The sequence below is a fragment of the Pseudoalteromonas sp. TP27 genome (assembly GCF_056470645.1).
Genome location: NZ_JARDAK010000014.1, coordinates 19,756 through 40,785 on the forward strand (window position 1 = coordinate 19,756; position 21,030 = coordinate 40,785).

At 39.7% G+C, this 21,030-nt stretch carries 12 protein-coding genes and 1 pseudogene; 8 read left to right on the top strand and 5 right to left on the bottom strand.

Translation table 11 applies throughout. The features are described 5' to 3' along the window. Positions 1 to 37: 37 nt before the first annotated feature. Together PX700_RS15335 and PX700_RS15340 are read right to left on the bottom strand one after the other, a co-directional pair. On the bottom strand, positions 38 to 520 hold the full coding sequence (locus tag PX700_RS15335; protein ID WP_165740462.1) for a GNAT family N-acetyltransferase: 483 nt from the start codon (positions 518 to 520) through the stop codon (positions 38 to 40). A gap of 12 nt (positions 521 to 532) precedes the next feature. After that, on the bottom strand, positions 533 to 5,296 hold the full coding sequence (locus PX700_RS15340; RefSeq protein WP_479521162.1) for a PAS domain-containing protein: 4,764 nt from the start codon (positions 5,294 to 5,296) through the stop codon (positions 533 to 535). Positions 5,297 to 5,547: 251 nt separating this feature from the next. Between PX700_RS15340 and PX700_RS15345 the strand changes: the two genes are divergently transcribed. The 5 genes from PX700_RS15345 to bfr (PX700_RS15365) all read left to right on the top strand — a co-directional run bounded on the left by PX700_RS15345 (position 5,548) and on the right by bfr (PX700_RS15365) (position 11,171). Then, entirely contained in the window at positions 5,548 to 6,423 is an 876-nt protein-coding gene (locus PX700_RS15345) for a cation diffusion facilitator family transporter (RefSeq protein ID WP_479521163.1), read from the top strand. A 57-nt stretch (positions 6,424 to 6,480) separates the two neighbouring features. Further along, complete coding sequence (locus tag PX700_RS15350) at positions 6,481 to 7,551, top strand: PepSY-associated TM helix domain-containing protein (protein WP_479521164.1); 1,071 nt, start codon at positions 6,481 to 6,483, stop codon at positions 7,549 to 7,551. A 72-nt stretch (positions 7,552 to 7,623) separates the two neighbouring features. Next, positions 7,624 to 9,759, top strand: a complete 2,136-nt coding sequence (locus tag PX700_RS15355; protein ID WP_415637174.1) for a TonB-dependent receptor — start codon at positions 7,624 to 7,626, stop codon at positions 9,757 to 9,759. Between the two features lie 464 nt (positions 9,760 to 10,223). Then, positions 10,224 to 10,694 (top strand): bacterioferritin, encoded by a 471-nt coding sequence (gene bfr / locus PX700_RS15360; protein WP_138490353.1) that lies wholly within the window; start codon positions 10,224 to 10,226, stop codon positions 10,692 to 10,694. Between the two features lie 12 nt (positions 10,695 to 10,706). Further along, positions 10,707 to 11,171 (top strand): bacterioferritin, encoded by a 465-nt coding sequence (bfr, locus tag PX700_RS15365; RefSeq protein WP_415637175.1) that lies wholly within the window; start codon positions 10,707 to 10,709, stop codon positions 11,169 to 11,171. Between the two features lie 65 nt (positions 11,172 to 11,236). Here bfr (PX700_RS15365) and PX700_RS15370 read toward each other — a convergent pair whose 3' ends face one another. From PX700_RS15370 to PX700_RS15380, 3 genes are all read right to left on the bottom strand, one after another. Further along, the gene (locus PX700_RS15370; protein WP_002960627.1) at positions 11,237 to 11,431 is read right to left on the bottom strand and encodes a (2Fe-2S)-binding protein; all 195 of its coding nucleotides are present in this window, start codon (positions 11,429 to 11,431) and stop codon (positions 11,237 to 11,239) included. A gap of 564 nt (positions 11,432 to 11,995) precedes the next feature. Then, positions 11,996 to 13,942, bottom strand: coding sequence for a MacB family efflux pump subunit (locus PX700_RS15375; RefSeq protein WP_479521220.1), 1,947 nt, complete (start codon positions 13,940 to 13,942; stop codon positions 11,996 to 11,998). Positions 13,943 to 13,944: 2 nt separating this feature from the next. Further along, on the bottom strand, positions 13,945 to 15,108 hold the full coding sequence (locus tag PX700_RS15380) for an efflux RND transporter periplasmic adaptor subunit (protein WP_479521165.1): 1,164 nt from the start codon (positions 15,106 to 15,108) through the stop codon (positions 13,945 to 13,947). Positions 15,109 to 15,717: 609 nt separating this feature from the next. On the opposite strand from PX700_RS15380, the pseudogene PX700_RS15385 reads away from it, so the two are divergent. From PX700_RS15385 to PX700_RS15395, 3 genes and pseudogenes are all read left to right on the top strand, one after another. Beyond that, positions 15,718 to 16,349 (top strand): annotated as a pseudogene (locus PX700_RS15385) (IS110 family transposase); the annotation flags it as partial. Between the two features lie 499 nt (positions 16,350 to 16,848). Next, complete coding sequence (locus PX700_RS15390; protein WP_479521166.1) at positions 16,849 to 19,068, top strand: EAL domain-containing protein; 2,220 nt, start codon at positions 16,849 to 16,851, stop codon at positions 19,066 to 19,068. Further along, the gene (locus PX700_RS15395) at positions 19,055 to 20,986 is read left to right on the top strand and encodes a sensor histidine kinase (protein ID WP_479521167.1); all 1,932 of its coding nucleotides are present in this window, start codon (positions 19,055 to 19,057) and stop codon (positions 20,984 to 20,986) included. Before PX700_RS15390 ends, PX700_RS15395 begins: the two co-directional genes overlap by 14 nt. Positions 20,987 to 21,030 lie beyond the last annotated feature (44 nt).

Below are 21,030 nucleotides of genomic sequence, written 5' to 3' on the forward strand. Positions count from 1 at the left end.
CACACCCAACAACGCAAATGCAAATGATTTTCATTAACTACTTAGCGAAATCTAATAATTCCTGCCCTGTTAAGCGATATATAATCCATTCGTTTTGTGGCTTTGCACCAATGCTATTGTAAAAATCGATAGCGGGTTTATTCCAATCAAGGACCACCCATTCAAAACGGCCACAGTTATTACTAATCGCATTATTAGCTAAGTGCTTCATAATGGCTTTGCCTGCACCATTGCCACGACTATCAGGGCTTACATATAAATCTTCTAGGTACAGGCCATTTTTACCTAACCAGGTAGAGTAATTATAAAAATATACTGCAAAACCAATTGGCTCATCGCCTTCTAAACAAATTATGCTGTGCGCGGTTGATCCTTCGCTAAACAAAGTATCTAGAATTGCTTGTTCATCTGTTTTTACCGCATCAGGTTCTTTTTCGTATATGGCAAGTTCGGTAATAAAGTGCAAAATTGTTTTTGCGTCACTTGGTTTTGCATCACGTATTATAACGGGTTTACTCATTGTATTTTGACCTTAAATATACAGCTCTAATTTATCTTTTAAAATATCTAATTGAATAGGTTTACTCAAGTAATCATCCATTCCAGCAGTTATACAACGCTCTTTATCGGAGTTCATTGCATTAGCAGTAAGGGCAATAATTTTTATATTTTTATGCTGCTCGCCCGCTCCCCCTTCGCGTATAGCTGCAGTTGCCCCAAAGCCATCCAAAACTGGCATTTGGCAATCCATAAGTACCAATTTAAAAAAGCCAGAATCATGCGCTTTTAGTATATCAATTGCCAATTGACCATTCCCGGCAATCGTAACGTCACAATTAAGCTTTTTAAGCATTAACCTAGCCACCTGTTGGTTAATGGGATTATCTTCTACAAGTAGTACTTGGGCAGATTCCTGCACCTTTTCTTTTTTAAGTGACGAAATATAGCCAGACGTAACTAATGGGAGCGTTTCGCCTGTTCCATTACTCGTAATAACCGACAATGCAGAAATTAAATCGGCAGTGGTCACAGGTTTAGGAAAGTATGCCTGAAAGCCAGCGTCAGAATAACGCTGAGCGCCTTCCATACCAGCAATACTGGTCATCATTACAAGTGGCATTGATTTATAATGTTCATGTGCTTTTAGTGTTTTACACAGCTCTATGCCGTCCATTCCTGGCATTTGCATATCAAGCACTGCAATATCGTACATACAATTTTTATCTTGGTATTGCTGCGCGCACATAGCAAGTGCTTGATGTGCATCGCATGCGAGCGCAACTTTTGCGCCCCAATGTTCAAGCTGTTGTAAAATTACTATTCGATTTGTTTCGTTATCATCAACAACTAAAACAGTTAATTCTTCCATATTAATATTAGGAATATACCGCTCTTTTTGATCGCCTGGTGTCAGCATTATAGTAGCAGTAAAGGTACTTCCTTTACCTGCTTCGCTAGTGAGAGAGATAGCACCACCCATTAACTCACAAAGCTGCTTACAAATGGCAAGCCCTAAGCCACTGCCCCCGTATTCACGCGTTGTTGATGCATCTACTTGAGAAAATGGAGTAAATAATTGCTGCTGTTTTTCTAAACTGATCCCTATACCGGAGTCTTTTATACTGACAATAAATTCTAAGTCTTGCGCCACTTTATTAATTTTCGCACTTACAACAACCTCGCCCTTACTCGTAAACTTAACGGCGTTACTTAGTAAATTAGTAAGTACTTGACGAATTCGCCCAGGATCACCGCATAACTGCGAAGGCTCAAGTGCAACCAAATCCAAGATTATTTCAATGCCTTTGTTTTGAGCCGTAAATGCTTGCGCGGCAGCAACTTCACCAATTAAATCGCGGGCATTAAAGTTAATTTCTTCAAGCTCAATTTTACCCGCTTCAGCTTTAGAAAAGTCCAAAATATCGTTAATTACACCCAATAAAGAATGCGCACTTGTTTTGGCTATATCTACTTTAGTTTCTATTGGTTTAGGTAATGACTCTAATTGAACAAGCTCTAACATGCCAAGTACGCCATTCATTGGCGTTCTTATTTCGTGACTCATCGTTGCTAAAAACTGGCTCTTAGCAATAGCTGCATCCTCTGCTTTTACAAGCGCAACTTTAAGCTCTTCACTAATTACTTTTCGCTTTTGAGAAACTAAAGTACTGCCCACTAAAGTAGCTAATGACCGAAGATAGGTTTCTTCACTTTGCGTCCAATAGTGGTGCTCATCAACAGTTTCAGCACATAAAATACCTAAATTACCATCGCCTGTTGCTATAACGGCATCAAGCATAGATTTAATATTGAGTGGTTTTGCATACGCTTCTATAAAATCAACAGTTGCCGGGTGAGTATAAACATCATCAATAGCCACTAAATTATGCATATAGATGGCATCATAATAAGCAGGATAGTCTTTAGCAGTTAAAACAGCATCTGTATCTACAAACCCTTGACCATCTATATATAAGCTATGACACGTCATCACATCTCGTTTTTCGTTAAAAATCCATACCGAAGCACGTGCAATATTTAGCACTTCACACATAGATTTAACCGCTAGCTTTTTAACTTGCTCTACATCACTATTTTGTACTTCAGGTGCAACCGTAAGCGCGGCTAAATTTTTGTTATATCTGTTGGCTTTTTCGCTTTCGAGTTCAAGGCGTTTATGTGCGTCAATACTTTGAAATGAGCCAAAAACACGCACACATTTACCATCTTTAAACTCTGTTTGCCCCATCGATTTAACCCAGCGTTCTTGCCCAGCATAGGTTAAAATAATAAGTTCAACACTCCAGCTTTCGCCTAATGTCACTGCGCATTCAAACAAAGTATTTATAGTATCTCGATGCACTCCTGGTTTATAAAAATCAATTGCGGTATCTATGTTCGGTTCAAAGCCCTCTGGTACTTCGTGGATAACTTTAACTTCATCAGACCAATAAAGCGTATGTGCTTCTAAGTCAATTTCCCATGCGCCAATCTGCCCTTGCTTACTCATTGACTCTAGTAAGCTCTGCTGACGACTTATTTTTAATTGTGTATTGTATCGCTCTGTAATATCTAAAATAAATCCATCTAAATGCAATATGTTGCCATCATCTGCGTAAATCGCTTGGCCTTTTTCGTTTACCCAATGCAAAGAGCCATCGCGGGCTGTAATTCTATACTCAACAGACCATGACTGCTTAGCACTGGCACAGCGTAAAATTTCAGCTTTTATTTTTTTAGAATCGTCTTCGCATATCAAATCAAAAAAGTTGAGTGTTTCGTTATGTATTAACTCATCAGGTGAATAACCTGTTATCTCACTTGCTTGCTCACTCATATAAAGCGTGCTTAATTTATCATCAAATTTACACCGATAAATAATACCCGGTATATTTGATACCAAAGATGCAAATCTATCTCGGCTTCCTTGCAGTTCAAGTTCAGTTGCTTTTTTATCTGAGATATCTAAGTGAGTGCCTATCATTCGCTTAGGCGAACCATCACTATTCCATTCAACCACTTTAGCTGTATCAAGCACCCACACCCAGTGGCCATTTTTATGCTTCATACGCGCCTCACTTTCGTAGTAATCTGTTTCACCAGCAAAGTGCGCTTTTAGCTTTAAGTCTGATTCAATTAAATCCTCTGGGTGAGCAAATTTATACCAAGTTTGTATTGTACAAGGTTCTAGATCACTCAGTTTATACCCTATAATTTCAGCCCAACGGTTATTAAACGTCACTTTATTAGTATCAATATACCAATCCCAAATACCTACAGCAGTTGTATCTATTACTAATTGTAACTGTGTTTTATGTTGCTCAAGCTCTAGCTCTTGTAGTTTAAGCGCGGTCATATCGGTACGAATAGCAATATAGCTTTGCGGTTTACCGCTTTCATCTAAAAATGGCGCAATGGTCGTATCTACCCAATAAAAGCCGCCATGCTTCGCTTTATTGCATATTTGCCCGTTCCATACATCTCCGCGTTTGAGGGTTTTATACATATTTTTAAAAAATTCTTTTTCGTGCTTTCCTGAATTTAAAATACGATGGTTTTGACCTATTAATTCATATTCATCATAGCCACTAATTTCACAAAACTTCTTATTTACAAAAGTAATGGTGCCATGCAAATCAGTTACTGCAACAATGGCATGTTCATCTAATGCGCTTTTTTGCTCAGCTAATTGTTTTAATGCAATTTGAAGTGCAGAGCGTTGTTTTTGCAGTATGCTTTGCTGTTCTGCTTTTACGGCCACTAACTTACGCAGGCCTAATGAAAGCTGATTAAACTCTATGCTGTCGTTTATTATTGGCACTTTAACCACATCACCTTTGGTAATGTTTTCAACAATTTTAGCTAAGTTAATTAAAGGACGAGAAAGCCGACGACCAAACCACCACGACGACGTTAATATAAGTAGTAACGCCCCCATATTTGTTAATATAGCGAGCTGCTTATAATAATTAGACCCTTTCAATGCAACGTCTTTTGGTTTTGATACAAGTAATTGCCAACCAGATTCATTTAAAAACTCTAAAGAATTAATATACCCATATAAAGTGACTTCATCTTTATTAGTATAAGAAAAAACACGTTGTGTTGGTGAGCCATTCTGAGAGAAAAATAGTGGTTGGGCATCGTCTGTATTATTACTTTTTTGAATTTTATTATTGTGCATAACATAAAATGTTATGTCTTTATTAGCTGTGTGTATTTTACTTAGATTATTCAATAAGCCGTTTAAATTTATATCTGCGAGCAATATGGTTTGTAACTTATTTTCGCCATTTAATACCGGTAAACCAATAATATGATACTCACGCCCTGAGACAGTCATTGACTGAAATTGAATTTCTCCTGTATTTTTAATACCAGAACGAATGTCGTTAAAGCGTTGATCTTTAATTATATTAAAAAAGGGGGATGTGGGGAGTGAATTAACGAGGTCTACATCAATAAGCTCTACATTATTAACAAAGTCGTACTGCTCAACAAATTGACTGATTAATTTTTGCTTTTTAGCAGGGCTAATATCAAACTGTGTCCTAAGCAAATATAGGTCTTTAACATGGTCTGCAAACCAAATATCAGCAAATTGCTTGCCTATATTATTAAGCTCGTTTAGTTCAGTGTCTGCATTTTGTTTAAGGGTGCTATTTACGTGTTCAAGACTAAACCACGTAAGTATACAAAGTGGCCCTAAGGCTATAATTATAAAGGTTATAATTAACTTACTTCGAACAGACTGTCCTTTACCTGTTAATTCACCAAAGTTTAAACCTTTGTCCATGCTTAATACCCAGCAGCTTTTAATCATTTAATATTACTTACATTAATGCACTAAATATATAAAGACGCAAGTTTTGAGCTGTAAACTCCTTAAAAAATCGATATTTAGCGTTACAATCTTAAATTCACGCATTCAAAAAAATACGCCTTTATCACTAACTTACAATTGCGTTCATTTACGCTATAACTCCTGTAGCTGTTTTAAATCACCCATGATATAAGCAATATTCAATCAAAGCATTTGAGGTCATTATGGCGCACGATCACTCACATAGTCATGTAGACGAAAACCAAAGCAATAAACAGCTAACCGTTGCTGTGGTTATTAATGTATTGCTAACTATAGCCCAAGTTATTGGCGGGGTATTTTCGGGCAGTTTGTCACTAATAGCCGACGCCCTACATAATTTAAGTGATGCTGCCGCTATATTTATCGCGCTCGTTGCACGTAAAATTGGTAATAAACCAGCTGACGGCACTCATCACTTTGGCTATAAACGCGCCGAAATACTCGCCACACTTTTTAATAGCAGTACATTAATATTAATTGGCGTGTATTTAATTTTTGAAGCCATTTCGAGCTATTTAAACCCTCAACCAATTAATGGCTGGATAGTTGTGTGGGTGGCAGCAATAGCATTGGTAATCGATTTAGCAACCGCATTTTTAACCTACCGAGCAGGTGCAAAGCACAGCATAAATATAAAGGCGGCCTTTATCCATAACGTATCTGATGCAATGGCGTCTATTGTGGTAATTATTGCGGGCACCTTAATTATTTTATACCAATGGTACATTGTCGATTTAATTGCCACTGTACTTATTTCTATCTATGTAATTTATCATGGCATTTTACTATTAAAGCAAAGCTGCAAAATTTTAATGCAAGCAGCACCCAATAACATCGACACACACGCAATATCGAATGCTATTGGTAGTGAATTTAATATCGAATCTGTAACCAGTATTAAGCTTTGGCAACTAGACGATAAAGAAAACTACTGCGAGCTTGTTATTAGCACTCAGCAAGCAATTGATTTGCCAACCTTAAAAAGCTTTTTACACGACAATTTTAATATCGAAAACTGCATAATAGAAATCCAACCAAATACACAACTATTTAATTGAAAACAGCTCGTATTATCATTTACAATGTTGCCATTAACTCATAATGAGATACCGTTTTTGAAACTTTGGTTACGTAGAATTCATTTAGGCCTTGCCCTTATTAGCGGACTATTTTTATTAATAGTGAGTTTAACCGGTGCTGTTATGATTTATGCAAAAGACATACAGCACCTAATAGAACCAAATAAATGGCTCGTAACGCCACAAGCAAACTTGATGCCTTACGATGTACTTATACAAAATGTACAAGCTCAAACTAAGCAAAAAATCACCTTTTTTATGCCCGAGCAAGCATCGGATGCCGCTTGGCAGTTCAGACTAGCTAATAAACACTACGCGAGTGTTAATCCCTACTCAGGGAGTGTACTAAACGTCTATGAATCAACCGACACGATTTATGGGTTTGCGATGGGATTGCATCGCTGGCTGTTGTTTGAAAACAGTAAGGGTGAAAAAACCTTTCGAAATTGGATGTCGGTGTGTGCATTGCTACTTTTAATCAATGTATTACTCGGCTTTTATTTATGGGTAAAGCCCAAAAACAGAATTAAACGTTTAGCCATAAAACCCAAAGCCAAATTTAGAGTGCTTATGTACCAATTACATACAGTGCTTGGTGTTTACTTTTTTATACCGCTGGTACTTATTGCCTTTACTGGCATGGCATTTAACTGGAAAACACAAACTCAATCGGTATTAGAATTTGTGACGTTTAATAAAGTAGAACAAAGACCTGAAGCGCCAAAAATAATAGCCCCTTCTCAAGCTACTTTAGACTATAACAAAGCAATTAAAAATGCAGAGAACGTATTTCCAGATGGTAAAGTATATAGGATTTATTTACCTAAAAAAGCCGACGAAGCAATTGCACTAAGAATGCAAAACCCTGGCGAAAGCCACGCTTACAGCTGGGTTTGGACTAACCCATTTACTGGTAAAGTATTAAACTCATTTGACGCCAGTAAAACCAACTTCACAACACAAGCATGGAACTTTAAGTATAAGTTTCACATTGGTGATTTTGCAGGTCCTATTGTGCAGTTTTTATGGTTATTAATAGCCCTTTCACTCGCATTTTTTATTGTAAGCGGTGTATATTTTTGGTTAAAACGCCATAAATGGAAATAAATCTCATTAACACTTGCGTCATTAGTTGATAATAATTACCATTACGTAAATTATTATCAACTAAGACACCCCATGTTAAAAACTTCGCTTTGCCTTATTGCTGTTGCAATAAGTACTAACACGTTAGCAAATGAAAATAATAAAAATGAATACACTTCTGATCAGTTAGAGCATGTCATTGTATCTGGCAGCCGCATATCAGAAAGCATTGACGAAGTACCTGCCTCGATTACCGTTATTAGTCAGCAACAAATACAACAGCATTTAAAAGTAAGTTCAGAACTAGGAAGTTTACTCGCGCAAATGGTTCCTGGCCTTGCACCCGATACCGGCAGTTCGAGTAATTCAGGACAAACACTACGCGGCCGTGCGCCTTTAATAATGATTGATGGTGTACCGCAATCAACCCCTCTTCGTAATGGTTCTTTAGGTGTAAAAACGCTTGATGCAAGTGCCATAGCGCGCATTGAAGTCATAAAAGGCGCAACGTCTATTTATGGTAATGGTGCCTCAGGTGGCATTATTAACTACATAACAAAACAGGCTCGCAGTGATGGTAAGCCTGAAGGCGAAATAAGTATTTCAAGTCGCTTTAGTGCGGTTAAATTAGCAGAAAGTGGCGGCGGTAGAATATCGGCAGCAGTAAACGGTAAGCTCGATAAACTAAGCTATCTGTTAACAGCAAGCTATGAAGAAAACGGCGTACAACGCGATGCAGAAGGTGATATTTTAGGTTTACAATATGGTTTATCCGACTCTGAAACTCAAAACTATTTTACCAAACTAACTTATGATTTTGACGACGAAAAGCAACTGCAGTTTAGCTATAACTTTTACAGCTCACAGCAAAAAACTGATTTAGGCGATGTTACTGGCGATGGCAATATAGGGGAAAAAACATACGCTATACACGTCCCCTTAGCGCTTCAAAAACAAGGTAAACCGCAAGGCCCAGAAGGCAACGAAAATATAACCCTAAAATATGTTGATTACGCGTTGTTTGAAAACACACAAATGACCCTCGATCTGTATAAACAAAATATAGAAAACGTATTCTTTTTCTCAACCGCTTTAGCCAATCTTGATGAAGGTTATAGCGGTGGTCAATCGGTTATTAAATCAGACAAACAAGGCGCAAGAGCTACATTTAATAGCCAGTTTGATTTTGAAAACGTAACAGCCACCCTAATCTACGGTATTGATGCCTTAAACGATAAAACATCGCAACCTTTAGTAGATGGCCGTGTGTGGGTGCCAGAAATGGACATGGAAAGTGTGGCTGGCTTTTTACAAACCAAATGGGTAATAAACGACGACATTATTGTAAAAGCGGGTGTAAGAAACGAAAGCATTGATTTGAGCGTAAGTGACTACCAAACGCTAAAACTTTGCAAAACCGCATCGCAATGTTCTGTACCATTAAATGTGCGTGGCGACACCATTAATTACGATGCAACAACCTATAATGCCGGTATTAAATATAACTTAACAGATGCCTTTAGCCCGTTCTTTAGTTACTCACAGGGCTCTGATATTTCTGATATTGGTCGCTTACTTCGCGCAGCGACCGTTGACGATATTGCACTTATTCAAACCCAAGCCTCAATAATCGATAATTACGAAGTTGGTTTTACTTCACAGTTTGAAAACGTGCGTTTTGAATTTGCTCTTTACAGAAGTACCTCAGAGCTTGGTACAAGTAATGAGTATAATGAAGTAACGGGAGTTTACGAACCTGTACGTGCACCACAAGAAATATGGGGTTACGAAGGGTTAGTTAACTACACTATTACCGAAGACCTTAAATTAAGCGCAACTTATAGCTATGTTGAAGGTAAAAATACCGAGGCCGATGACTATCTAGGCGCAAGCCAAATTAGCCCACCTAAAGCCACTGCTAATTTAACGTGGCAAACAAATGACGAGCTATCACTTGCGATGAGCTTTTTATATGTAGGCGACAGAAAGCGTTTTGATAAAAATGCGCAAGGCCAATACTCTGGCGATCAGGGCCCTGTTAGTAGCTACAACACATTTAACTTAAGTGGCCAATACAATGTTAACGCCAGGTGGAGTGGGTATTTTGGAATAGAAAACCTGTTCAATAGTGATTACTACACTGCCCGCGCACAGGCATATACCTACGGTGGATACAATATTAAAGGATTAGGCACAACGGCAACGCTGGGTGCTAAATATCAATTTTAACAAATAAACACACGTTATAGGCATGCCCCGCATGCCTATATACTTAACCTGAGCTCTGGTTAAGAGATTTACTGACCTATTGAATCATGGAGATATTTAAATTGATTTTCTCTAGCCAGATATTCTCAGTGAAAACAAGGCGACTTTACGCGTCAATAGCTAGCCTATTGCAAGTCAATTCAACGCAGTTAGCGCTGATAATAACTGCTGGAGATAGATTTATTATTCAGAGTTCAGGTTAATTAACAAACCCCGCATAAATAAACATCTCACTTTTTATCTAGCAATCATGATCTTATATTAGATGCTAATACAAATAACAAACTGTCCATAAACCAAGCAGTAACGCAAACTTAAATAAGAATCAAAACCAATAGTAACGCAATGATTTTTATAGAGAAAACTTGCAATACAGGCTATTTGTACTACACTGCATGCAATTGAAATAGTTAAGGCGATTTATCATGAAAGGTAATCAACAAGTAATCGATGCGTTTAATACATTGTTAGCTAACGAATTAGCAGCAATCGATCAGTATTTTATACACTCGCGCATGTATGACGACTGGGGTTTAAACAAACTATACGAGCGCCTTAACCACGAAATGGAAGAAGAAAAAGATCACGCAGATTGGCTTATTAAGCGCATCTTGTTTTTAGAAGGTGTACCAAATATGACTAAGCGCCGTGATTTACTTATCGGTAACGATGTAAAAAGCATGATGCAAAACGATTTAACACTAGAGCTTGAAGTAGTTGCATGTGTTAAAGATGTAATCGCAATATGTGAAGAACAACAAGATTATCAATCTCGTAGCATTTTAGAAAAACTGTTATTTGATACCGAAGAAGATCATGTTTACTGGTTAGAACAACAACTTGGCCTAATTGATAAAATTGGCTCTGAAAATTATCATCAAGCACAAATGGCTTAGTAGGAGCATATTATGAAAGGCGATAAAGACGTTATTGCAGCACTTAATAAAGTACTCGCTAATGAGCTTGTTGGTATTAATCAATACTTTTTGCATGCACGCATGTTTAAAGATTTTGGCTTTACACAACTAGATAAAGCAGATTACAAAGTATCAATTCAAAAAATGAAAAACGCCGATCGTTTAATCGAACGTATTTTGTTTTTAGAAGGCTTACCAAATCTTCAAGACTTAGGCCGATTACGTATTGGTGAAAACAGCGAAGAAATGATTGCAGCTAACATGAGTTTTGAACTTGATACTATTAACGAGTTACAAAGCGCAGTAAAACTGGCTGAAAGTAAAAAAGATTACATTACCCGCGAAGCCCTTGATCACATTTTAAATGAGCAAGAAGAGCAAATTGATTGGTTAGAAACCCAACAATTGCTTATTAAAAATACGGGTATTAAAAACTACTTGCAGTCTCAACTGTAAATAGTAACAAGCATAAAAAAAGCAGCTAAAAAGCTGCTTTTTTTATATCTAAATTTTATATGTAATTAAGCAACTTGATCCGTTACATCAGCAATTTGAATAAGTCTGCGATTAAGGATCTTTTTAGTACAACCACAACACTTACCGCATTGGCTGCCTACTTTAAGCTCTTTAGTTAATTCACGCATGGTCGTTGCACCATCGTCAATTGTTTGCTCAATTTTTTTATCAGTCACACCGTGACATAGACAAATATACATGAATACAAACCACTCTCAATTTCATTTAGTAGGTGCATACTAATCTAAACGAAAATGGTTATCAATTGTTATTTGGAAAAATGTGTATTTTTTGAAATTTTTTTGGCCAGCGCCACTTAAGTCGAGAATTCGCGGCAGCTTGAGAATAGTTTGAATATTAAGCAAGGTGTAGCACACAGATTGAGATTTATTAATTAGAGCTCACCTTAAATCTAAGTAAGATTAGGTTTAGGTAAATAGTTGAATGATTGAAAATTAATTACATTAAGGCTTTAGGAGCCTTAATGTATAAGGACTGAATTTATGGGTAGGTGATTTCCGGTTTGTGCCAGTGTAGGTCGGATAAGCGAAGCGCCATCCGACACAGTAAAATACCGTGTCGATTATTATCAATATCTTATGTTGTCGAGTGACTGGAGAGTGCCATGAGCGGTAGTTCATAATATCCTGATGAAGTGACGGTTATAGTTTGCTTATCCACCAAAGCCGCCAGCCACTATGCATTATTCACTAAGATGAGATGTAAGGCGTTCTCTGCGGACCCGTCACATCACCCGGTTTCTCTCACGCGTGATTAAGCGCGACCACAGGGTCGAGCTTTGCCGCCGCCCGCGCTGGCAAATAGCCAAAGGTAATCCCGATCAGGGTCGAGGACAGGAAAGCCACAACAATCGCCGTAGTCGAGAAACTCAACTGCACATCGGTCGAAAAATACACCACCATCTGCCCGCCGATCAGGGCTCCGGCGATCCCAATGACGCCACCTGTCAGGCAAACTAGAACTGCTTCGATCAGGAACTGCGCCACAATATCCGACCGCCGCGCCCCGATCGCGATGCGCACGCCGATCTCTTTTGTGCGCTCGGTGACAGATACCAGCATGATATTCATCACCCCGATCCCCCCCACAATCAGCGAGATCACAGCAATCATCGCCACCAGCAAGGTCAGCGTTTCCGTGGTCGAGGTCATCGTGTCGCGGATCGTGTCGGAGTTTGTTAGGAAGAAATCCTTGGTGCCGTGGCGGGTGGTCAGCAAAGCATTGATTTCTGTCTCGGCAAACGAGGTGTCGTAATCATCGCTCACCCGCACCTCGATGCTATCAAGGAAATTCTGTCCGGAAATCCGCGTCATCACCGTGGTATAGGGAACCCATACATTCAGTGATTCCGGGCCAAAGCTTGCCCCGCTGGACCGCACCACCCCAATCACCCGCACAGGCACGCCACTCAGAAGCAGAACCTTGCCAACCGGGTCGTCGCCCGCGTCGAAAAAAGTGTCGCGCGTATCCTCGTCGATCACCGCGACTTGGCTGCGGTCGATAACATCGTCGGACGCGAAGCTACTGCCGGTCAAGGTGTTGTAATTGTGGACCTGAAAATAATCCCCGCTCACCCCGTTGATCGACGCATCCGAGGCGCTACCTCGATAGACAACGTTGCTTTGGGTCGCAACCGAAGGCGAGGTGCTGTCGGCATAGGGTTGCAACGCCAGTGCTTCCGCATCCGAAGGCATCAGCGTTTCCACCTTGGCCGCATTGCGCGCCCCGAAGCCTGTACCCGAACGAACGGTGATCGTGCTGGTCCCAAGCGATGAAATGCTGTCGAGCACCTTTTCTTTGGTGCCTGTGCCCAACGCGACCACCAACACTACGGAGGCGATACCGATGATGATGCCCAGCATCGTCAGAACTGAGCGCACCCGATTGGCCAAAAGCGCTTTGAACGACATTTCAAACGCCTCGCGCAGCCGCAACAGCGCAGCCCCGGTGCCCGTTTTCCGCGGGGCGTGCTCCAACCGGTTCGCATCTGTGACATCCTTGGCGGCCGTCTGTGTATCCGAGATGATCCGGCCGTCACTTATTTCGATTGTGCGATGGGCATGCTGGGCGACCTCGGGGTCATGGGTAACCATGACGATGGTGTGGCCTTTGCGGTTCAGTTCCAACAGCAACTCGATCATTTCCCTGGAACTCTTTGTATCAAGCGCGCCGGTGGGTTCATCCGCCAGGATCACCTCACCGCCGTTCATCAAGGCGCGCGCCACGGAAACCCGTTGCTGTTGGCCCCCAGAAAGCTCGCTCGGGCGGTGGTCTAAGCGGTCGGCTAAGCCAAGCTGGCCCAACAGATCAGTGGCTCGTTGGTGCCGGGCCGCGCGGTCCTCTCCAGTATAGATCGCGGGCACCTCGACATTGCCCACCGCATCAAGATCGGGCAAAAGTTGATAGCGCTGGAAGATAAAGCCGAAATGCTCGCGCCGTAGTTGAGCAAGCTGATCGGGGCTGAGTTCGCTCACATCCTGACCGGCAAAGCTGTAGCTGCCCGAACTGGCGCGATCGAGGCAACCGAGGATGTTCATCAGCGTTGATTTACCCGAGCCAGAAGCCCCAATGATCGCCACCATCTCACCCGACCTGATGTCAACATCAACATCGCGCAGGACAGTGATGGTTTCATCGCCAGCCTGAAAGCTGCGCGAAATCCCACGTGCTGAAATCAGTGGTACCTCCATCATCACATTCTCACCCGTGGCGTGCTGGTATTGCTCTGTGAGGCAGAGGGGGCCACGACCGCGAGGCCGGTAACAACCTCTTCGCCCTCACTCAGTCCCGATATGATCTCGGCCCTGATCTTGTTGTTCAGCCCGACTTCAACCGGCACAGTCGTCGTTGTGCCGCCTGTGGCATCATACAGCTTGACAGTGTAACCATCGGCGCCTTTGCTCAGCGCCGCGGACGGCACAGTCAGCACGTTTTCCGCCTTGTCCAGAATGATCGAGACTTCAGTCGTCATGCCGATGCGCAGCAGATGGTCTGGATTATCTACCTCCAGCAACCCATTATAATAGATCGCCACATCGGTTGAGATGGTGTCGCTGGTCTCAATTGCCGAAGGCGCAGGCTCGATAGCGCGCACAGTAGCAGAGAATTTGTGATCCGGTTCTCCCAAGATAGTAAAGAACACTTGCTGCCCAGGTTTCACATGCACCACGTCAGCCTCGGATATCTCCGCCTTCACCACCATACTGTCCAAATCGGCAAGCTTGACGATTGTCGGCGCGCTTTGTGAGGCGTTCACCGTCTGGCCTTCTTCATTAACGATTGCCACAACCGTGCCGGAAATCGGCGCAACGATATTGGTCCGTTCAAGCGCGATTTGCGCGGTTGAGACGTTGAGCTCAACGCTGTCTTGTTGTGCGGCCAGCGCGTCAAGCTCGGCCTTGTAGACATCAACTTCGGCCTGAGCTGCCGCAAGATCCTCTTTCGATACATAATCCGAGGTGGTCAGCTTTATCTGCCTGTCCAGCGTCAGTTTGGCCTTGACCAGACTGGCATTCTTGGCGGCGATCTGGGCCTTTATATTGGCCAGATTCGCCTTCGCCGTTAGCACAGCATTTTGCTGGTCCTGACTGTCGATCTTCGCAATCAGGTCACCTTTCTCGACCTCGTCGCCAAGGGCGACCGCCAGTGTTTCGATTTGACCCGAGATACGTGCGCCAACGCTGACCAATTGTTTGGCCTCCATAGTGCCCGACGCCAGCACCGTCTCTTCAACGGTGCCAAGTCTGACAAGAGCCGTCGTCGGAGGGGCCTCGGGTTCGTTCTGGGCCAAATAGAACCAGCCTCCAACCGCGGTCGACAACAACACAATCGGGATCAATATGCGTAATGTTTTCATAAAAGAAGTCCTTTCGGGCTGAAACTGTGGCAACAAGCCGTTATACGCCGAAGCGTGATAATTCCATCGTCAGTTTTTCGGGCATCGTCCCTCCAAACGGCAAAAAGCCTAAGGACACCCAAGTTTACGCCGCCTGCAATTGCCTGTCCATTGACTATCGGGCTCATCATTCGCACACGTAGCAACGAAATTTCTTCTGTTAAAAAATGCTCTAATACTACTTCTAGATTTAACTTTATTTCATCGATATACATCTACACTCCCGAAATACATAGCGTCGTTTTAAGCGGCAAATTGCAGTTGGCTAAAATAAGTGAGGCACGAACAAAAAGCCAACTGTAATTTGTCCGACTTGAAAACCCTTACAGCTCGACCAAGCCACTTAATTTAAAAGTAACTGACTATTATACTAAGTGGAATATGCTTCTGTTGGTCACGAATATTTGAGCGGAAACAATCTATGTTTGTAACAAGACTTTCGGATCAACAGGAGCAATTTGTTTCAATACGCATACTTAGGGATTGTCGTAAAGTCGACTATTTATAAGACCTGCGAGAAACACTATTAATCACTACCTATCCTTTCACTTTACCTCTAGGAGGCCCAAAATGGAAGCCTTTAACGTTTCAGATTTTGCTGCCCTTATCGGGATCGATTGGGCCGACCGTAACACGATATTTATAAAATAAATCGCGCCACAAATACACAACACTTAAATGTGATTTCATCTGATCCTAAGTCAATTAATGCATGGGCGCTTGAGTTAAAACAACGCTACAATGGCAGACCTGTTGCTATCGCGTGAGAGCTTAAAAAAGGCCCGCTTATATACGCACTCAGTAAATTTAAGCACATTGTATTATTTGTGATTAATCCATCATGTGTCGCTAAATATCGTGCAGCATTTACGCACAGCGGGGCTAAAGACGATCCTACTGATGCGATTATTCAAGTTGAAATTCTACAACTTCATATGGATAAATTAACGGTTATCAGACCGGATTCAGAGGACGTTAGATGCCTTGCGCAGCTTGTCGAATATCGCCGCAAATTAGGACAAGATTGTGTTGATTTAACCAATAAAATAGCCACAACGCTAAAAAATTATTATCCCCACGTGATTGATTGGTTTAAAGAAAAAGACACTCAAATATTCTGTGACTTCTTACTGCGTTGGCCCTCTCTTGCTCACGCTAAAAAAGCGAGAAAACAAACACTACTCGACTTCTTTAATCAAAATATCTAGTCTAACAAAAACGTTAATAACTACTTTATACCTGTAATTAACTAATCACTTGTGGTTTTAGAACTGAACCAAGTAGTAAGTTAACCTGCCTATTCATGCAATAACTAACTACTTGCTATGTTGAGATGAATTAAGTACTAAGTCACTTAAACAAAATTCATGATAAATAATTAAAACAATAAAGTCGCTGATGGGTGATGTTCCGCTCTCTACCACACTTATCCTGCATTATTATTTAGAGTCATTACTCGTAACAACCTGAGTATCAATGTTTATCCAAATTTACTATGCCACTACACTCATCGTTATTATGGCCTAATGAGCCAAAAAAAGGACATTGGCTTAAACTAGCTGACCACTACAACTAGACTATATCTAAACTCCCTTCTACTCTCTAAGTATGCCTTTTTATAATGAGTTATTTTATGTACATTTTAATAAAAATACGAATGCAACTCACTTTAGAAAATCACTAAAAACATAGGTGTATACAATGTCTGATAGCAATGGGTTATTTGTTTTTAATGAAGAGCAAGAGGTTAACGATTTAAATAAGAAAGTAATCAAAATCCTCACAGTTGAAGACGACATTAACTATCAAAACGCTTTAACTAATAGCTTAAAAGAAATACAGGTTGATGAAGGGTGTACTATAGAAATTCTTGTAGCTAACTCGATATCACAAGCAGCCCTCGTTTTAAGCTCACACCCAGATATTGCATTAACCTTCATTGATGTTGTATTGGAGGAGGATGACTCGGGGCTGCGCTTAGTAGATACAATAAGAGAGGTGTTAGGCAATTCAGATATGCGTATAGTATTACTTACAGGTCAGCCCGGTTTTGCGCCGGAGCAGCATGTAATGAAATCATTAGATATTGATGAGTACTGGAATAAGTCAGATGTCTCAGCAGAAAAACTTCAGTCAATAGTCACAAGTAACTTACGAACTTGGCAATATATCTCTCAAATATCATCAGCAAGAAAAGGACTTCAATTAGTATTAGATGCATCTAGAAGCATTAACAGTAAGCACGACATGCGATCTTTTTCTAAAGCAGTACTAGAAGAAATTAGCAATATATTAAATATTACTGATGGTGGTGGAATAATATGCTCTAGCGGTGGTTCCAACACAAAAGCACTTATATCAACCGCTAATGGTTGCTTTGATGGATTTGAAGGTCAACTGGTTGAGCAAGAAATATTAAACAGCGATATTTACACTGACTTTGAACTTGCTATTACTGAACAGCGACACGTTTTTTCGAAGCACCATACAGTATTCTATTTTGAAACAAAAAACCTTGATAATAAAAGCTATGTCACGATCGTAAAGTCCGACAACTCCATAGGTGAGCAAAATGAATATTTACTCAAGGTGTTTAGTGAAAATGTTAATACGGGATTTGCGAATATAGCGCTACTCAATAAGCTGACTGAATTGGCCTATACCGATGTTTCACTCAATTTACACAACCGAAATTGGCTAACGCGCGAAATCAGAAATATGAATCTTCATGAGCAATACCGAACACTGTTAGTTGTGTTTGAAGTTGAGCAATTTGAAGAAAAAGCTTTTACATTTGGTCATGACTTTTGTCAAATATTACTAAGTGAGGTCTATAAAAACATTAAGCTTACTTTCGCCCCCTTCTCACCCCGAATAGCCATTATTAACAATAGTAGTTTTGGTTTACTCGTCAATACTGACGTTGAAATTTCAAAAGAAATGATTGCAGTACTCAATAGACCGGTGTGTCAGATACAAATGGTAAGACAATATGCCGATGTACGGATTTTAGAGATGGCTCTACGCTCTGTTTTGAGTTTCTCGCCAGAAAAAATAATTAGCATAGCAGAGTCAAGTTTAAGTGATAGCCACTTAACTTCTTCAAAATATATAAAGCATAATCAAGAAAAAACAGAAGCACTCACAAAGCGATTTAGCTTAATGGCTAAATTGAGAGCGGCCATTGGTTCAGGGACTTTAGAGGTTGCCTTGCAACCTAAAATGGATTTAGTAAATTTGATGCCCGTTGGTTTTGAAGCTCTCGCGAGGTGGCAACTAAAAGACGGTAGCTTCATTAGCCCCGAAGTATTTATTGAATTAGCAGAAACGGCTGGCTTAATAAGTGAATTAGACTGTGTTATTTTTGATAAAATTTTAGCAACTATACAAGAGCTTAAAAACAAAGGTATTAATTTGCCTGTTGCTTTTAATGCGTCTGCATTTGACTTGGCTAACCCGCAATACTTTGATCGAATAGCTCAAAAAATTCATGAAGTTAACATAGACCCATCTATGTTAGAACTTGAAATCACTGAAACACAAGCAATTAGTAATTATGATTTAATCAGAGAGTCGTTAGAAAAATTTATGGCATTGGGCATAAAGGTAAGTATTGATGATTTTGGTACTGGCTATTCATCGATTTCGCATATTACCGAAATTACGGCAAATATTCTGAAAATTGACCGCTGTTTCATATGTGATATTGAGCATAATACAGACAATCAATATATTCTTAAAATGATTGTAAATCTTGCTAAGCGATTTAATTTCTCTATTATTATTGAAGGAATTGAAACGTTAGAGCAATGCAATTGGGCTAAAAAAATAGGCTGTAATGTTGCTCAAGGATACTATTTTTCAAAGCCTTTATTTGTCAAAGACTTGATTGAATGGCTAAAACAGTATGAAAAATCTTGATATTGCTGAAGTAAATAGTTCACCTAACCTTAGTAAAAAAAATACAGCAATTAAACTACTTTTTCTTCTTTTTGTGACTGTGTTAATAGGTTTTTTAGTTTATCAGCAAACTCTGCAATCGAGGCTCACAGTGATTCAGGGCTATCAAGATGACAAACTTGCTTTTGTTAACACTGAGTTTGCTAAAGAGTTGAGCAGTCTAAAAAAGTTAACGCAATTTCTAACTAATAATAAAAATTTAAAAAAAGGCTCTACACCAAGATACATGTTAAGAAACCCTCAATCTTTGAAAGCGGTTAATGAGTACTTTTTAAATTTTGGCCTCATGACGCCTAACATATCTCAAATACGTTGGGTTGATATGATGGGAAATGAACGCTTTAGAGTTAACTTCAAAGATGGACATGGCCATGTGATAGAACCTAAAGCCCTACAAAACAAAATGTCGCGATACTATTTTAGGCAAGGTGTCGCGATTCAATCTCCCGACTCATTTCTTTCAAGAATAGATTTGAACATGGAATACGGCACTGTTACCTCCCCTATTGAACCTACAATAAGGGTAACCCATAGAACAAGTGCAAGTGATTATATTGTTGATGGATTAATTATAATCAACTTTAACCTAACTGATTTATTTAAGAAAATACGAGACTTATCCTCTAACGACACTCAAATAAATATCATTAATAGTGATAGTTATTGGCTGTTTAGCCATGAGCCTGCCAAAGAATGGGGGTTTATGCTAAATAAGCCTAACCTTAATGTTAAACACTCTAATCGTAAGCTTTGGAATATCATTACTAGCGAAGATGATCGAACGGTAAGATATTCTGATTCCAATATGTATACGTCAGGAACGTTACCTGTACTTTATTCTAAAAAGCATAATGAAGCGTTAAACGACACTATATATATTTATATTAAGAGCAGAGATAAAACGATATCAGAGATAAAACTTTCTGCATTTATTTATGGTTTCCTTTGTACGTCTATCTTTTTGTTTATTGGTACTTTTATTTTATATAGGGAGTATCGCTATAGTAAGGTTTTACATCAATTATTTGACGAACTACAAGTTGAAAAAATAGAGCTTAAACATGTTAACGAAACTCTTTCGAGTACAATTAAACAGCAACAATTACTACAAGAAAACCTTATAGAAGCACAAAAGCTTTCTTCTTTAGGCTTGCTTGTTGCAGGTGTTGCGCATGAAATGAATACCCCTATTGGCGGTGCAATTATCTCTGTGTCTAACGCAGAAACAGTAATAAAACGATTGTGTGAAGCAATTGAAACAGGACTAACTAAATCTCAGCTTGAGAAGAGCACACACAGTATCGAAAACAATCTGGGACTGGCCAGAGTAAACTTAGATAAGGCTGCGGTGCTTGTCAAAAGCTTCAAAAAAATGGCTATTGATAGAAATAATGAAGATTTTATTGATTGTAATATTAAAGACGTTATTGATGAATTATTAATAACACTTAACTCACGACTAAAAACCTCAAAAATAAAAATAAATACGCAATTTATTGAAAGCATAAATATAAAAAGTCGCCCCGGTATTATTTCACAAGTCATTGAAAACCTCCTCATGAATGCAATTAATCATGCTTTTAAAAAAAACCAGATAGGTGAAATAGAAATAAGCGCAAAAAAAACAAACGACAAAATTAAAATTGTAGTTTCAGATACCGGTTTAGGTATTGATAAAGAAAAGCAAATTTCAATATTTGAACCTTTTTATACATCAGCTCGTGGTAAGGGTAATATAGGTCTTGGATTGTATATGGTCTCTCAGTGGGTAACGCAAATTCTTAATGCAAAAATAGAACTAGAATCGGATCCTAATAGCAGTGAAAAATTTAAAACGAGATTTACAATTACTTTTTTAATAGACCCTTTTAAAAGGTGACTGAAATTCTAACTGCTAAGTACCCTTCAGGAAAAGATAAATCA

Excerpts from the sequence above, each read along its gene's own strand:
- PX700_RS15355 (WP_415637174.1), top strand. The coding sequence starts at position 7,624 with ATGTTAAAAACTTCGCTTTGCCTTATTGCTGTTGCAATAAGTACTAAC.
- PX700_RS15345 (WP_479521163.1), top strand. The coding sequence starts at position 5,548 with ATGGCGCACGATCACTCACATAGTCATGTAGACGAAAACCAAAGCAAT.
- PX700_RS15335 (WP_165740462.1), bottom strand. The coding sequence starts at position 520 with ATGAGTAAACCCGTTATAATACGTGATGCAAAACCAAGTGACGCAAAA.
- PX700_RS15380 (WP_479521165.1), bottom strand. The coding sequence starts at position 15,108 with ATGAAAACATTACGCATATTGATCCCGATTGTGTTGTTGTCGACCGCG.
- PX700_RS15390 (WP_479521166.1), top strand. The coding sequence starts at position 16,849 with ATGTCTGATAGCAATGGGTTATTTGTTTTTAATGAAGAGCAAGAGGTT.
- PX700_RS15340 (WP_479521162.1), bottom strand. The coding sequence starts at position 5,296 with ATGGACAAAGGTTTAAACTTTGGTGAATTAACAGGTAAAGGACAGTCT.
- PX700_RS15395 (WP_479521167.1), top strand. The coding sequence starts at position 19,055 with ATGAAAAATCTTGATATTGCTGAAGTAAATAGTTCACCTAACCTTAGT.
- bfr (WP_138490353.1), top strand. The coding sequence starts at position 10,224 with ATGAAAGGTAATCAACAAGTAATCGATGCGTTTAATACATTGTTAGCT.
- PX700_RS15375 (WP_479521220.1), bottom strand. The coding sequence starts at position 13,942 with ATGGAGGTACCACTGATTTCAGCACGTGGGATTTCGCGCAGCTTTCAG.
- bfr (WP_415637175.1), top strand. The coding sequence starts at position 10,707 with ATGAAAGGCGATAAAGACGTTATTGCAGCACTTAATAAAGTACTCGCT.
- PX700_RS15370 (WP_002960627.1), bottom strand. The coding sequence starts at position 11,431 with ATGTATATTTGTCTATGTCACGGTGTGACTGATAAAAAAATTGAGCAA.